This window comes from Bernardetia aquimarina (assembly GCF_042180575.1).
Lineage (GTDB): Bacteria > Bacteroidota > Bacteroidia > Cytophagales > Bernardetiaceae > Bernardetia.
In genome coordinates this window covers 5,043,243-5,058,594 of the sequence record NZ_CP170094.1, presented here as the reverse complement: position 1 = coordinate 5,058,594, position 15,352 = coordinate 5,043,243, and the positions used below count along the sequence as shown (strand labels likewise).

The 15,352-nt window shown below is 31.6% G+C and carries 13 protein-coding genes and 3 tRNA genes; 9 read left to right on the top strand and 7 right to left on the bottom strand.

Annotation, left to right across the window (positions count from 1 at the left end; all coding sequences use genetic code 11):
* From ACE193_RS21805 to ACE193_RS21795, 3 genes are all read right to left on the bottom strand, one after another.
* The gene (locus ACE193_RS21805; protein ID WP_375560307.1) at window positions 1–2,808 is read right to left on the bottom strand and encodes a CHAT domain-containing protein; all 2,808 of its coding nucleotides are present in this window, start codon (window positions 2,806–2,808) and stop codon (window positions 1–3) included.
* A 221-nt stretch (window positions 2,809–3,029) separates the two neighbouring features.
* Complete coding sequence (locus ACE193_RS21800; protein ID WP_375560306.1) at window positions 3,030–4,550, bottom strand: tetratricopeptide repeat protein; 1,521 nt, start codon at window positions 4,548–4,550, stop codon at window positions 3,030–3,032.
* 329 nt (window positions 4,551–4,879) lie between these two features.
* The gene (locus ACE193_RS21795) at window positions 4,880–6,046 is read right to left on the bottom strand and encodes a tetratricopeptide repeat protein (RefSeq protein ID WP_375560305.1); all 1,167 of its coding nucleotides are present in this window, start codon (window positions 6,044–6,046) and stop codon (window positions 4,880–4,882) included.
* A 570-nt stretch (window positions 6,047–6,616) separates the two neighbouring features.
* Between ACE193_RS21795 and ACE193_RS21790 the strand changes: the two genes are divergently transcribed.
* The 6 genes from ACE193_RS21790 (at window position 6,617) to ACE193_RS21765 (ending at window position 10,601) form a co-directional block, all read left to right on the top strand.
* Entirely contained in the window at window positions 6,617–7,720 is a 1,104-nt protein-coding gene (locus ACE193_RS21790) for a type III polyketide synthase (RefSeq protein ID WP_375560304.1), read from the top strand.
* Between the two features lie 371 nt (window positions 7,721–8,091).
* A tRNA-Ser gene (locus ACE193_RS21785) sits at window positions 8,092–8,178 on the top strand.
* A gap of 187 nt (window positions 8,179–8,365) precedes the next feature.
* Window positions 8,366–8,440 (top strand) — tRNA-Pro (locus ACE193_RS21780).
* 109 nt (window positions 8,441–8,549) lie between these two features.
* Window positions 8,550–8,623, top strand: a tRNA-Arg gene (locus ACE193_RS21775).
* Between the two features lie 168 nt (window positions 8,624–8,791).
* Window positions 8,792–10,273: a tyrosine-type recombinase/integrase gene (locus ACE193_RS21770; RefSeq protein ID WP_375560303.1), complete on the top strand. Its 1,482-nt coding sequence runs from the start codon at window positions 8,792–8,794 to the stop codon at window positions 10,271–10,273.
* A gap of 112 nt (window positions 10,274–10,385) precedes the next feature.
* Window positions 10,386–10,601 (top strand): hypothetical protein, encoded by a 216-nt coding sequence (locus ACE193_RS21765; RefSeq protein ID WP_375560302.1) that lies wholly within the window; start codon window positions 10,386–10,388, stop codon window positions 10,599–10,601.
* Here the strand turns inward: ACE193_RS21765 and ACE193_RS21760 are convergent.
* Window positions 10,598–11,998: a DNA-methyltransferase gene (locus ACE193_RS21760; protein ID WP_375560301.1), complete on the bottom strand. Its 1,401-nt coding sequence runs from the start codon at window positions 11,996–11,998 to the stop codon at window positions 10,598–10,600. The genes ACE193_RS21765 and ACE193_RS21760 overlap by 4 nt on opposite strands.
* Window positions 11,999–12,073: 75 nt before the next feature.
* Here ACE193_RS21760 and ACE193_RS21755 point away from each other — a divergent pair, with 75 nt between their 5' ends.
* Genes ACE193_RS21755 through ACE193_RS21745 form a run of 3 tightly spaced genes read left to right on the top strand, consistent with a single transcriptional unit; the run spans window position 12,074 to window position 14,189 of the window.
* Entirely contained in the window at window positions 12,074–12,478 is a 405-nt protein-coding gene (locus tag ACE193_RS21755) for a hypothetical protein (protein ID WP_375560300.1), read from the top strand.
* Window positions 12,479–12,484: 6 nt separating this feature from the next.
* The gene (locus tag ACE193_RS21750; protein ID WP_375560299.1) at window positions 12,485–13,012 is read left to right on the top strand and encodes a hypothetical protein; all 528 of its coding nucleotides are present in this window, start codon (window positions 12,485–12,487) and stop codon (window positions 13,010–13,012) included.
* Window positions 12,930–14,189 (top strand): terminase large subunit domain-containing protein, encoded by a 1,260-nt coding sequence (locus tag ACE193_RS21745; RefSeq protein ID WP_375560298.1) that lies wholly within the window; start codon window positions 12,930–12,932, stop codon window positions 14,187–14,189. Before ACE193_RS21750 ends, ACE193_RS21745 begins: the two co-directional genes overlap by 83 nt.
* A gap of 5 nt (window positions 14,190–14,194) precedes the next feature.
* Here the strand turns inward: ACE193_RS21745 and ACE193_RS21740 are convergent, their stop codons facing one another.
* The 3 genes from ACE193_RS21740 to ACE193_RS21730 form a co-directional block, all read right to left on the bottom strand.
* Window positions 14,195–14,839: a hypothetical protein gene (locus ACE193_RS21740; RefSeq protein ID WP_375560297.1), complete on the bottom strand. Its 645-nt coding sequence runs from the start codon at window positions 14,837–14,839 to the stop codon at window positions 14,195–14,197.
* Window positions 14,832–15,011: a hypothetical protein gene (locus tag ACE193_RS21735; protein WP_375560296.1), complete on the bottom strand. Its 180-nt coding sequence runs from the start codon at window positions 15,009–15,011 to the stop codon at window positions 14,832–14,834. The genes ACE193_RS21740 and ACE193_RS21735 overlap by 8 nt, the downstream gene beginning before the upstream one ends.
* A 108-nt stretch (window positions 15,012–15,119) precedes the next feature.
* Window positions 15,120–15,350, bottom strand: a complete 231-nt coding sequence (locus ACE193_RS21730) for a hypothetical protein (RefSeq protein ID WP_375560295.1) — start codon at window positions 15,348–15,350, stop codon at window positions 15,120–15,122.
* Window positions 15,351–15,352 lie beyond the last annotated feature (2 nt).

Here is a 15,352-nt window from a genome sequence, read left to right as displayed (position 1 = left end):
TCACTTCCCAATTAAGATAAAAGCAGCCCAGTAATAAGGAGCAGCAAATTTCTCACTTTCTAATAAAGATAATTTAGCTTTTTGAAGAGAAGACGAATAATCTATTTTTTGAAAAGATGTCGTTGAAGAAACATCATTCTTCAAATTTTCTAAACTGGTTGCATAAAAAATAGTTGCTAGTTTGTTTGTTGCCTCATCACTCACTTGCCACAAAGAAACTGTTAGATTATCTGCCCCTGCATAAAACCATGCTCTTGTCAATCCAACAATTCCCTCTCCTTTTGAAGTTTTACCCAGCCCCGTTTCACATGCTGACATCATAACAAGTTCTGCGCCTACTTGCAAAGCATAAATATCTGAAGCAAACAAACTTCCAGTACTTCCGTCAGAGTTAGTCAGAAAAATTTGAGATAAATCTGGATTGTCTTCATTTACTTGTCCATGAGTCGCCAAATGAATAAAACGATAGTTTTTTAATGAATCTGAAAATAAAATTGTTTTATTGGCTTGTTTGTAAGTGTAAAGTGATGTAGAAATATTTTTTTGCTGAAAAATAGAATCAATTTGTTTGACCTCTTGTGCCGTTCCTTTCAAACTTGGCAACTCTCTACTTTCAAAAGTTATAGGGGCAAAAAGAAAAATTGATGACGTTTTAGATTGTACAATTTCATTCTTTTCTATAAATAATGTTGCTGAATAACTATAACTAACTGTATGCTTTTTGATAAGAAAAGGTAGTTTAGAATAACTTTCTTCTTTTAAAAACTCGCTTTTTTCGCTTATTTTTTCAGTAAATAAGGCTTCAAAAGGAATCTTACCCATATTTCCTTCAGGAACAATAACCACTTTTTGAATATAGCTAGGAATATCAAAAAATAATAGTTGCTGACTTAACAAAGAAGAAGATTCAACAAAATCATCATAACTTTGAAATTCAATGCTATTTCTAAGATAAATAAAATCACTTTCCAATTCTTTTTCAGCGATTGTATTTATTTCTAGTTTATCTTTAGTAATGAGAAAGGCATAAATTTGTGAGTTATCTCCTTGACTGTATGTTTGAGCATATAATAATAAAGCTGTTTTATCATCTAATTTTGCTTGTATTTTTGGAATGTCAGCAATTTGAGTATTATACTTTAGAGAAAAATAATTTGGATATTGCTTTTCCAAAAGGCTCGTAAATTCTTTTGCTTGTGTTTGATAGTTGATAAGTTGTGAACGCAAATAAATCAAGTCTGAATCTTGAAGTGTCGTATTTGAGATGGGATAACTTTGAATTTGCTGTTCGAAATAAGCAATTTGTGTTTGAATTGTTTGTTCTTTTTCTAATAATGAATCTGGAATTCCTGCAAAATGTTTGGCTTTTGTATCAGCAATGGCAGCCAACAAAACTGATGCTTTATTTCTTTCAGCAAAATAAAATGCTTGTTCTTTATATTTTTGTTTTTGGAGAGGAAACTCACTAATTGTATAAGCAATTCGCAGCCCTATTTCATAAATTTCTGTCGCACGATTTCCTAATGCTATTTTATCTTGTTTATTGATGCGTAAATTACGAATATTCTCTATCAACTTATCAGCAACTAATAACGTTTGAATAGCATCTTTCAAATCCTTTAGTAAAAGCGTCTTTTCATTGTATTTTCGTTCTAAAGTACGAGCTTTTAGAGAAAGAGAAAGTAATAAAATATCAGCATTTAGATAATCTGTTGGAAGAGGATTTGTATCTGTTTTGTTTGATTCAAATTTCACAGTATTTGCTTGTAGAGCTTTTTGATAAAAATCTAAGGCTTTCGAAAACTTTTCTTTTGCTTCATAAATTGTTCCTAACTGATTATAAACTGTTGCAATATCTGGGTGTTTTTTTCCATAATTATTTTGATAAATTTTCAGAGCCTGCTTTTCATAATCTTCAGCTTGCTCAAAATAATTTTGAAGAAACGAGTTTTGACCTAAATTATTGATTACAAATGCTTTTGCTAGTTCGTTGTGAGAAGTTTCGAAAGAATGTAATGCTTTTTTGAAATAATCTTCTGCCAACACATAACTTTCTTGTTCTCTCAATATTATTCCTAGATTAATCCAAGTATAAGCTAGTTTATTACTAATTCTATCATTTAGTTCTTTATTTGTAGGATTTTCTTTTCGAAGTCTATCATAAATATACTGACTCATTTGATAATATTCCTTTGCATTTTCGGGAAACTGACTGGTCAGAATAAGTCCAAAATTATTGTATGCATCTGCAACTTCTTGAGAGTCTTCTCCAATTTTGTTTTGTGCTATCAATACAGACTGTTCGGCAAAAGAACGTGCGCCAGCCAAATTTCCAGATTGCCAAAGAGCAATACTCATACTTTTATTGAGTTGAAGAGCCTGATGAGCAGATAAGGTTTGACCAGACTTTAATTTTTGAGAATTTGTATAAGCCTCTTCAAAAAACTCAAGAGCTTGATTTATATCTCCTTCATAAAGCGCAAACTCGCCTTTTGTATGTGTAGCTTGAATTGCTAAAGCAGGTTTTTCTTCATAAACAGAACTTGGAATTTGCTTTAATCTAGCAAGTAACTTTTTGGCTTTATCAATATTTCCATTCTGAATATAAAAACGAACTAACTCAGCATGTGTATCTAAAAACTCTTCCCAAGAGCTAGATTGTAACTGTGAATCTAAATTAGCTTCTAGTTCTATTACTCTAATATTTGTAGAATCAGATTCTTGGCTATTTTGCGAAAAAAGGAAATTTGAACTACTTATTCCTACAAATAAAAATAAGGTAAGAATAAAAAAGCTAATCAATTTCATATTTTGATATAATTTTAGGGTTTCAATTTTTCTCGTTCTATTCTCTAAATATAGAATAATAAAATTATAGATGCTATTATTTAGGATTTTCTATATAAAAACTACTATCAAGTTGTGGTTGTTACGTAAAACATCAACACAGATATTTTGCATAAAAAAGGTTACTCAATCTATTACGTTGAATAACCTTTTTTGTTTATTTATCAGACAAGTTTATATTTTTATTCTCCGTCTTCTCCTGTCATATCTTCTCCTGTATCATCCATTCCTTCCTCGGCTGCTGTATTTGGGTCTTCTACTGAAATACTCGCAATTTCATATTTTGAAGCTGGACCAAAAGCTGGACTTAATATCGCTGCTTTTTTAAGATTTTTTACAGATAAAGCATATTGTTTGCCTCGGTGTTGAAAAATTCCTAATGCAAATGCTGCCATAGCACGAGCGTTTCTATTGATTTGAGGTGTACTACTGATAGCTAAAAGTAATGACTCAGCTTCTACATCATCTCCTACTTTTTGTAGAGCTAATGCTTGATAAAACAAAATCAAAGGGTTTTTAGGATTAATAGCAGAATACTGACGAGAAAACTCCAGTGCATCATCATAGTTAGCAACTTCTAAATAAACTTTAGTAAGTTTTCCATAAATATCTAACTTTTGAGGAGTATTGAGCATAAATTTTCTTGGATCTTGATTACCTTCTAACTTTCCATTCCTTGCTTTTTCATCCATTTCTAATTTAAAATTGAGGCTTTGAAGCAATGTATCTTTGTCTGCTTTATTATCTATATATTCTTTTAGTTCTTGTGCATCTGGAAAAGGGTCTTTCATGGCAATTACTATTTCCAAAAGCTGTCTTGCATCATTAAACTCATAGACTTTTGAATATCCATCAGCTACTTTCATCAAAAACTCTGGGCTAAACTCTTTAGCACGACCTGCAAACTGAGTTCCCTTTGTAATTTTACTAAATGCTCTTTCTGCCTCTGCATAATTTCCTAATTTAAAATGAGTATAACCTAACTCATAAAAATCTTTATCATAGCCAATTCCTGTTTCTCCTCCTGTAACATCCATCAACTCAGTCATAAGTTCTAATGCTTTCTTATGATTACCTATTGTATTTTCATAACGAGCTTGTAAGTAAAACAAATCTGGCATACCAGGGAATAATTCATTGGCACTTTTAATAAATTTCCCAGCCTCTTCTACATTACCTGTTCGAAAAAGAAGGTCAATGGTACGAAATAGATACGCAAACTTTTCTCCATCATCTTCTGCAATATCAATTATTTTCTCATACATTTTGACAGCATTACCATAATCTTTTTTCTGTTTGTAGGTATTTGCCAACATTTCATAAGCAGGAATATAATTTGATTTTTTCTCTAATACAGATTGAAAACATGTTTCAGCAGCAGGATAATTACGTCCCTCATAATAACACATACATTTATTGTACAGATATTCTAAGTTTTCAGGTTCTTTAGCAATAGCCTTATCATAAAATGGAATTGCTTGTGGAAATTTTTGAGTCATACGCAACTGCTCTGCAACTACATATTCGTCTAGCCCTTCACCTTTGTTAGATTTTGGCAAAGTATGAGTTTCATCTACATTCGTAGTATCTGTGTCATCTTGAGCTTTTACTAAACTAGCTGACATAAAAAATGCACTAAACAAAAATGCTAAAAGCAAGCAGTTTTTTGATAGTTGCTTGGAAGTTGGTTTACATGTTGTCATAAAAGTTAAATTTGGTTTTTTGTATAATTTTATTCTATTAATACAGGAATAAATATTTTTTTGTGTATTGAATATTTCTAAGAAACTAAATACTTGATTACTATAGTCTATCATAGATACATAGACAAAAACTTTACCTAATTATTTTGAGTTAATTTATTAAAGTTTTTTTAGAAATTTTCATTGTAATATACAAATATAAGAAAAGGCTTTTCGAAAACATCGAAAAGCCTTTATAAAAGTACTCATTTATTTAACTAAAAAATAGAGCTATTTATTTTCAAAGAAAATCATAAATACTTTATTTCTATTTTTATTCTATTTCTTCTTTACTCTTGAGTTGCTATTTTTACAACAAAAGGAGTAGAAAGTCTATTTTTATTATCTTTAAAGCGCACATACAATGTCTTTGTATCCGACTTTATCTTTTTTTCTGTCATAAGTGCTGGTTCATACGTATTCCATTTGCTCCCTTTAAACTCTTCGCTATCTGAAACCATATATTCAGTTGCACCTACTGCATAAATACGCATTTGGGCTGTACCTTCTTCTATCTTGGCTGGGTTTAGAGCTACTCCAACAGCAAGAGGCTGACGGTCTAGTGTATCTGTCATACTTGCCCAAGAATACATAACCAAGTTATTAACCATAGAATAAGTAGCACTTTTAAGATTATCTCCTTTTTCCATAGTACGTAAATATTGAATATAATTTTCTACTGCGTCTTCGTGTTTGCCTAAAACTTGATATACATCACCTAGTGTATATAAAATACTTGCTACTTCTGGATTTTCTAAGCCTACAGCTTCAATAGTTTGTAGAGAAAGTTCTTCAGCTTCTATATAATTACCTACATTTAAGTTGAGTTGAATCTGACTTCCCAAAGCATCTAAATATTCTTTTGATTGAGTTCCTTCTGTTTTTACTACTTGATCAATATACATATTCAAATAATCTTGTGCGCTTTCATAATCATATTGTTCTTCATAATGTTTGGCTAAAAACTTTTGATACTTTGAATCTCCAGCCTTTGCCTTTTTTGTAGCTTCTTCCAAACTTGAAAGCAATACATTATCAAAAAACAAATCTGATTCACTACGATCACCTTCTTGAAGAGTAAGTACTTCTGTGCCTTTTGGCAAAGCATCAAAAACCAAATGAAAGTATTGTACACTCATCATTTTACACTCAACAACACCTGCTTCTGCTGCTGTAATTCGTAAAAGGGGATAAGTTTCTTCTCCTGCCATCATTTTAAAAGCGTGAATAGAACCTTTTTCATGAAGTGTATATTCCAACCCTTCAAAACAAGTTAGTTCCATCTGAAATACAGTACTATCTGGAGAGGTTTCAATTTTAGAAATAGTAATGTATTCACTATTTGTTCCTGCTACAATGGGGTTATCTATTGTTGTTTGAGCAGAAATAGAAGAAAAAGCTGCCATAGAGGCAATAAATGTAAGGCTGAAGGCGAAATAGCGTAAAATATTATTCATAGAAAATACGTATAAAATACTTAAAGTGTATTAGTTTTAGTAGAATGAAATGGACAGACAAATGATAATATAACTAACATGAAGTAACTCAATGCCTATAACAAAACTTAGCAAAGATAAGATACTAAATTTTCAATTAAAAGAACTGTTTTAAGAATCATATCTAAAAAATAGAAATTTTCTTTATTAAAAAACAATATAATTGATTACTTGCAATTTGGCAAACATTAAGCCATTATTTATTAGAAAGCTCATTTTTAATCAATTTCAGACCTATTTGAAATTTACAAATTAAAACTTAGTAACTACTTTGAAAGTTATCAAAACGTGATTAGTTTACTAGCTTTTATTTAACTTGCAATTCATTTGTCTTTCTTTGTCTCTCTGATTTTTGGTTTAAAGTTATTTAAGAACTGTAATTCAATAAGACGAATACCTATTTTTATATAATTAAATGGATGTTTCAATCTCCAATTTTATAAATAAAAAATACAATTAAACTTATTCTTAAATAACTTCTTTGATTATCTATATCTATTCTGCTTTATTTTTTTTATTTTAAAATTCTTAATGAGTTATATTACGGCCCTCAATACTGCAAATCCTCCTTTTACTATTTCACAAGAACAAAGTGCTGATTTTTCAGCTCACTTTATGGGAAAAACCAAAGATGAGAAACGAAAAATTAGAATTCTACAACGTGCAACAGGAATAAAAAATCGTTATACTGTTCTTGAAGATTATACAAAAAAAGAAAATTTTGATTTTTATCCTAACTCTGAAAACTTAGAACCTTTTCCAACTACTTCTAAACGCATGAAAATGTATGAAAAATGGGCTACAAAAATAGGTTTGGAGGCTGCAAGACCAATCATAGAAGGACGGGAAAAAGAAATCACACATTTGATTACAGTAAGTTGTACTGGAATGTTTGCCCCTGGTATTGATATTGAGCTTTTGCAAAACTTAGGTCTTAATTCTTCTGTACAACGCACTTCAATTAATTTTATGGGTTGTTATGCTTCCTTTAATGCACTCAAAGTAGCTGACGCCTTTTGTAAAGCGTTTAATGCAAAAGTTTTGATTGTTGGGGTAGAGTTATGCACCCTTCATTTTCAGAAACAATCCGATGACGATAATCTTTTAGCAAACTCTATTTTTGCTGATGGTGCTGCTGCTGTTTTGGTAGAATCCAAACCAAGACCTAATACTACAAATTTGTTTTTAAAGAATTTTTATTGTGACCTTGTACCAAAAGGAAAACAGGATATGGCGTGGTACATTAGAGATACAGGTTTTGAAATGCGCTTGTCTTCTTATGTAGCTGATATTTTGGGAGAAGAAATCGAAGAAATTTTAACTAAGCTAATGGCAGGATTGAATGTAGATAGAAATTCAGATGCTATTTCTCAATGGGCAGTTCATCCAGGAGGGAAAAAAATTTTAGATACACTTGCTAAAAAACTTTCTATGGATAAATCAAAACTAGATGTTCCTTTCAAAATTTGGGAAGAGTATGGTAATATGTCTTCTGTAACGGTACTTTTTGTTTTAAAAGAACTTTTACACAATAAAGAATTCTATCAACTCAAAAATAATCAACTTATTCCATCTCTTGCTTTTGGACCAGGATTGACTGTCGAATCAGCTCTTTTTGAATTAAGAGAAGGGTAAAAAAACCATTTCACAAAATAAAAAATTTTTTTTCTCATCCACAAAAAACATAACAAATTGATAACTAATTACTTACAATTACTTTTTGTTATAACAAACAAACTAAGAGGCTTTTTTATAAAAAAACTTTACATTTTGTTTGTGTATGTCAAAAATAGTTACTTACTTTGCATCGCAAAAAGGGACAACTATATGTCTTTTAAAGCAAATCAACTAAAGAGTTGATGATGAAATTTATAGGTAAATGGTAAATTAATATAATAAGTATTTTAGTAAAAAAAGCTAAAATTAAATAAATATACTTTTTTTAAATTTACTTTGAACTAAAACAATTTGTTTGTAGTTTTGTATTCAAATTTACAATAGTAACTAGAGAGGTGGCTGAGTGGTCGAAAGCGGCACCTTGCTAAGGTGTTGTACTCGTAAGGGTACCGGGGGTTCGAATCCCTTCCTCTCTACTAGAATTTTAATATTCTAAAAAAAAGAGAAAAAAGTTTAAATTTATTTTGTTTTTATAAAAAATATTTTTACCTTTGTATTCTCAAATTTGATACTCAAACATAGCACTCAAATAATGATATTTAATTTACTCATTTAAAATTAAAATATCGTCCATATCGAGTCAGATTATCAGATACTAAAAATCGGGATGTAGCGTAGTCCGGTCATCGCGCCACTTTTGGGAAGTGGAGGTCGCAGGTTCGAATCCTGCTATCCCGACAAGATTAAAATAAAAATTGTTAGGCACAAAATTAATTTTATCTCGTATAATTTTATTTTTTTTTCTAACAATTTTTTTGTTTAATCTCAATCCAAATTAATTTTCTCTGGTTCCTTAGCTCAACTGGATAGAGCAACTCCCTTCTAAGGAGTAGGTTTCAGGTTCGAGTCCTGAAGGAATCACTAAACCAAAGGCATATACAGCAGTATATGCCTTTTTTTTGGCTTTAAATGAGTGTTTTTGTATATTTACGTATAGTCTAAAGGTCTAAAAAATAGTATAAAACCTTAGATTTTGTCCCCTAAATTGTCCCTAATTACAGGTATGCGTACCCTAAAAAAACAAGAGTTATGGCAAGTGTAAATATATATATTGATAAAGAAACTGATAGCAAAGGTTTTTGTAAACTATTTCTTTATTTTTCTTTCAATGGGAAGAGATTAAAAAAATTTACTGGTGAAAAATGTTTGCCTCAAAATTTTGACAAAAAAAAGCAAAGAGTAAATAGAAAACATCCATTTCAAATAGAGGTAAACGCTATCTTAGATAAATTGTGTAATGATTTAATGCAGGAATACAAAGTTAGTATATCGAAAGGGGTTGTACCATCTATCAAAGAATTAAAAGAAGCTACAAGGTCAAAGTCAAAAGAAGAGCTTAGTTTAGAGAATCAGAGTATAGAATATTATTTTGGGTTACTTTACAAAAGTCAAATAGCTAAAAGACTCAAGAAAGGAACAATAGCCCCTCACAATACTTTACGAAATACGATTTTAAGATTTGAGAAGGACTTACAATTAAAAATTACTTTATCAAATTTTGATAGTATTTTACATACCAAGTTTACAGAATATCTCATATACGAATTAGATTTACATCCAAACACTTTAGCTTTACGAAATAAACATTTGAAAGCTTTTTTTAAGTTTTGTGATGAAGATTTAGAAGTACCCAATGTTAATTCTTTCTATAAAAAGATAAAGTCAAAAACTGTAGATGTCCCTCAAGTGCATCTTACAGAGATAGAATTAAAATTGATAGAAGATTACGAAGTAGGAGAAGACTTAGAGAGAGTAAAAGATTACTTTTTATTCGGCTGTTATACAGGAAGACGTTATTCTGAGATTGATAATTTGACATACAGTAATTTATCTACCAATGCTAGAGGGGTTAGGGTGCTTACTTTTTTTGAAGAAAAAAAAATAGAAAAAGGTTCAGTTACATTAGCATTAAATAATAAAGCTATTGAAATAGTAGATAAATATGCCAATCACCCTGAATTTAAAAACACTCCCTACTTATTACCAAAACTAACAAATCAGACTATAAACAAAAGAATAAAAAAACTTGCAGCTTTAGCTGGTGTCAATAAACCTACTGAAAAAGTTATTTATGAAAATGGTGTAGCAAAGCGTATAGTAGTACCAAAATATCAATTGCTTAGTACACACAATTCAAGACATACTTATGCTACCTTAAGTAGTGAAAGGGGGATGCCTATGACTGTCTTACAGAAAGAATTAAACCATTCAAGAATAGGGCAAACAATGGTTTATAATCATGTTACACAAAAATACCAACATGATACTGCTTTAAGTATTTGGAATCAAAAAGAAGATAAAAATATAGAAGCATCAGAAAGTGAAAATGTAAATATTGAAGATATTACTAAGCTTATATTAGAAGCTAATGAGAATGGAGTAAATAACATGAATGTAAATTATGAAATAAAAGAGGAAGTTATAAATGATTTAAGAAAAAAGGGTTTTTCTGTAAAGGACTGCTCTCCTATAGAAAAACTAAAAGGTATATTTTATATCATCTCGTGGTAAAAAAACACTACAATCAACTGCAAAGAAAAGGCTCAGAAACTAATTTCTAAGCCTTTTTTGTTTTATCTTTGTGAGCTGACGAATAACTTAAAACTAAAGAACTAAATTTATAATGGGAAAGAAAATAATCCACCATAATTCTAGTCATTCTAATATCATTACTAATTCAAAAGTAAAAAAGAATGTACACCAAATTCAAAATGCGAATAAAGAAAAGAATGAAACTGACTCTAATATTCTCTATTTTCATGAACTCTTAACTAGCATTCACGAACTCACCGAAGAAGTAAAAGAACTCAAAGAGCAAATCAAAAATAAGAACTCTTAAAGTGTCCATTCCATTTTTACATCTGCCCTGTTCAAGCATTTAATTTCTTGGTCAGGGTATTTTTTATGGTAACGATTCAAAATAAGCTGTACATATTTGGGTTCAATCTCCGTTCCGTGAGCAATTCTTTTTGTTGCTTCAGCTCCCATAATAGTCGTTCCACTTCCCATAAACCAATCGACAATAATTTCCTCTTCATCTGACACATCAAGACAAACATCAGCTACCATTTGAACAGGTTTTGGCGTTGGATGATGCGAAAGCATCTCACGGTCTGGATTAGAAAAACTACTTGCTGTTGGATAATCCCAAACATTTGCACGATATCTAGCTCCCAGTTCTAATTTAGATGTATGCTTTGCCTCTCCATTTTTGAAAACATAAATAAATTCGTGTTTAGCACGATAGAAGCTACCATTTCCTGCTTGACTTTTAGCCCAAACACAGAGTTGTTTTGGTTCAACCGTTCCAAATACAGGTTTTGCGCCTTGACAAACGTGCCAACCGTGACGAAAATCCATACACAAATAAATGATTGCTCCATCGACAGAGTTTTCTTTTGAAACTTCAAAAATTTGTTGAATAAATAAAGCAAACTGCTCATCACTCATTTCTCCTGCGCCTTCAGCAAAATCGGTATGGGTATGTTTTCCTTTTCCACTAAAGAAATTTGAAGGTAAATTATAAGGAGGATCGGTAAATGTAGTTCGTGCTTTTTTGCCATCCATTAAAATAGTAACTTCTTTTTTGTCTTTAAAAGAACCACAATACAATCTGTGCTTTCCAAGCTGATAGATATCGCCAGCTTTTACCCAAATATCCAAATCGGATAGAGCTTCCATTTTTTCGGTTACATCCGAATCTTCGCTATCTGTGTTCTCGTCATTTATTCCTTCCAAATTATGAAAATCAAATTTCTGCTCCAACTTATCAAAATTAAATTTTGGCAAATTTACATATCCTTTCAGTTCATTCAAGTCCAATTCGTAAGTACGAACAAAACTGTTCATTCCTTCCTGCGTAATACTTGCATAAGAAGAAGAATATACCAGAACCAAACGAGCAGCCTCTTTTTTGTCTTTGCATTCCATAAAAAGCATAGGAAGTAACAAAGGAACATCGACACCTTCTTCGATTAATTCTTTCAATAAAATTGTCCTGTGCTTTCCATCTAAACAATATCGCTCTCCATTTTCGTCCTCCCAACCTTTAAAAGGATCAGCAAAATTATTTTCTACAAAACTGGCTTTTAATCGCTGCTTTTCTGTTTTGGGTAATTCTTTAAAATCATCTTGTTGAATAAATTTTAATTCTTGCCAATTCACATTTTCCATTTTTAGGATTCTATTTGTGATTTGTTCTGCTTTTTTCTCTATACTATCTAGCTCTTTTTGCATAATTTGTAAAATATTGCTTATATTTTTAATAAATTTGTAATTAAAACGCTAATTTATTGAAAAATGAGTATTGTTTTGAAAAATTCAGATAGAAAATATACGGCTCTTCTTAAAAATGAAAAGGAATTAATAGAGGAAACCTTAAAAACTATACCTGAGATACTGGCTGTCATGAGCTCTCAAGAAGTAGAAAGCTGTTTGAAAAGACGTGAAATAGCCTTCAGTCAAAAAGAAGTTCTCAAGCGTATTATGTCCAATGCCGAATCCCTAGTTATTAATGACAATGAAAGGTATTTGACATTATTAGAAATTGAATTAGAATTAATTGAGGAAGAAGTAAAATCAGCAGTACAACCTTTTCCAGAAGGATTAAGCCGAGATGAGTTAAACAATTATTTACGACGTAGAGAAGTAGTTTTGGCTGTAAATTCACTTTTAAAACGTCTTTTAGCAAATACCAAAAGATTAGTAATAGATTAATGAACGATGTCGAATGAAAAAAAGGATAGTAGTAAAAAAATAAAGAAAACTTCTACAAAACGCATTACACAGGCAGAGATGTTATTGCGTAAACGAAATGTTGCCGAATGGATTTTGGATGGCAATATGCCTGTCGATATTGTCAGTAGTATTCAGTCCAAATGGGGATTAAAACAACGCCAAGCCTATTATTACATTGATGGTGCTTTGCAGTTATTAGAAAAAAATATAGTTGGAAAATTAGGAGAACGCATTGCTTTTCATGTTTCGGTACGACTAAAACTCTATAAAGAAATTTCAGAAGACAAAAGTTTGAAGTCAAGAGAGCGATATGCTTTGATGATGGATGTTCTGAAAGATATTGCGACTCTAGAAGGAATTTATAAGCATACGATAAAACTAGAAACAGAACATACTGAAAATTATAATTTTACGCTAAACTTAGGAGATAGTGAGCAGCAAGAGCAAATCAAAGAACGTACAATTCAACTACTACCGACCTCCGATAACCAATTATCAGAAGGCGATTCTTGATAGCCCTGCTCGTTATACAGTTACAGAAGCCTCTACCAAAGCAGGTAAAACAGCCTCACATATTATTTGGCTTTTCGAACAAGCCTTGCAAGGAAAAAAAGGAGATAACTTTTGGTGGGTTGCACCTGTATTTTCGCAAGCTGAGATTGCTTTCAATAGGATGAAGAACCAAGTTTCTTTGCCTAAGTTTTTCAAAGTCAATATCTCCAAGCTCAAACTTACCTTACCCAATGGTACACATATTTGGTTTAAGTCTGCCGATAATCCAGACTCTTTGTATGGCGATGATGTGCAAGCTGTTGTCTTTGATGAGTTTACTAGAGCCAAGGAGGCAGCTTGGATAGCTATCCGTTCGGTCGTAACCAAGACAAAAGGTAAAATCAAATTCATTGGTAACTGTGTAGGTACAAAGTCGTGGCACGGAAAATTAATTACAAAAGCTAAAATTTATACCAAGGAAAATGAGGATAAAAACCTTGAAAGTCCTGAGTATGAATACTTCAAAATTACAGCTTACGATGCTGTAAATGCTGGCGTACTTTCCTTAGAAGAAGTCGAACAAGCAAAACGAGATTTGCCAGAACTTGACTTTAAAGCTTTGTATTTGGTAGAACCTCCAGACGATGGTGGAAATCCTTTTGGGTTAAAACACATAGTTGCTTGTCTTGTGCCTCATATTTCTCAAAAACCTGTCGTATGCTATGGAATTGACCTTGCCAAGTCTGTGGATTATACCGTAGTGGTCGGATTGGATGAAGATGGACACCTTGCTTACTTCAAACGTTGGCAAGCTCCTTGGCTAGAGACACTAAGGTATTTGAAAGGTCTTGAAAATATTCCGATGCTCATAGATAGCACAGGTGTAGGCGACCCTATCGTTGAGCAACTTCAAGAACACTTTGACCTTGCTGAGGGCTTCCACTTTTCTAGTCGGAGCAAGCAACAGCTTATGGTAGGCTTGGCTGCAGCTATCCAACAGCAAGCTATCGCTTTCCCTGATGGAGTTTTGAAAGATGAATTGGATAGTTTTGAATACGAATATACACGAACAGCAACTCGTTATTCTGCGCCTGAAGGTTTGCATGATGATACTGTTTGCGCTTTGGCTCTTGCTAACCGAAAATTTGAATCTTTGAGTAGGGTTGAGAAAGTTTATGAAATGCCGATTGTGGGGTAAAACTTTTAAGGAATGGTGTATAAGTTGTTAGGCTCTTTGGGTAGAAAATAACCTTTAATACAATTAGGGTTGCGAATAGCTATTTGAATATGATTCTTTTCTTTGAATCCTGCATTTGGATAGAGATCTTTTCCTTCAAAAAATACACCTCGTACAGAGTCAAAAGGATTACTATTAGACTCTTCTCTAAACTTATGCGTAGCTTCTATGACTGTACAATCTAAGTTACGTAATAATAAATCCATTCCTTTTCCAATAGTTCTATTTTTTGGTAAAGTGAAGTTGAATTTTCTTTGGAAGGCTTCCAGCTCTTTATAACTAGCTGATAAAATTTCTAAATAAGTAGAATCCATTAAATCCATGCAAAATCCCAAGTCTAGAATAGCACCTATAACAGATGGTTTCTCAATAGGTCTTACTGCTTGTTTGGAAAACTTTTTTAAATCCTTTGCATATTGTAAAGCCCTATCATAATTATTTTCCCAAAAATAAATTCCAGAACCTAGCCAATCGTATTCATTTTCACTTGCTCTCAAGTCTGCTTTTCCATTTAAAACAGCATCTCTTATACTCTCATCACAACCGTGAAAACCGATTACTAATCCACTTTTGCGTGAATACATTTCACTAATGTCATTCTTATTAGCCATTTCCACCATAATTTTTAGTTAGTTTGCCTGATTCAGTTAATACACCTAATTCTTGCAAAAATTTAATTCCTTTTTCTTTGGTAGATAGTTTTTCTTTTAAGTAAACTTTCATCTCTTCTTTGAATTCAGATTTTGAAAGAGTACGAGTTGGTTTTTGATTTTTACTTTCCATATCTTTTTTTTATTTATAGTGATAAAATAATTTGATTGCTGCTAACTTATATAAAACGTATTACTGCATAAATTAGTTTAATGAATAAGAGTGTTAATGTTAGTTGGGTTAAGCTTCATTCAAATATCCACAACCAAGCAAATCCTCAACAAAATTATCTACCGAATCAAAACGAATTTGTGTTCCTTCGTATTCGTTGAATCGCTTGGCAAATCCTTTTATGTATTGTTTTGGAGTTTCGTCGGCTGTAAATCTGCCACTATTTTTGAGGGCATTTACAATTTCTAAATTTGAAGAAGCTATGATTAAATCTCCTTCTTTGGTTTTGTAGGTTTTCATAT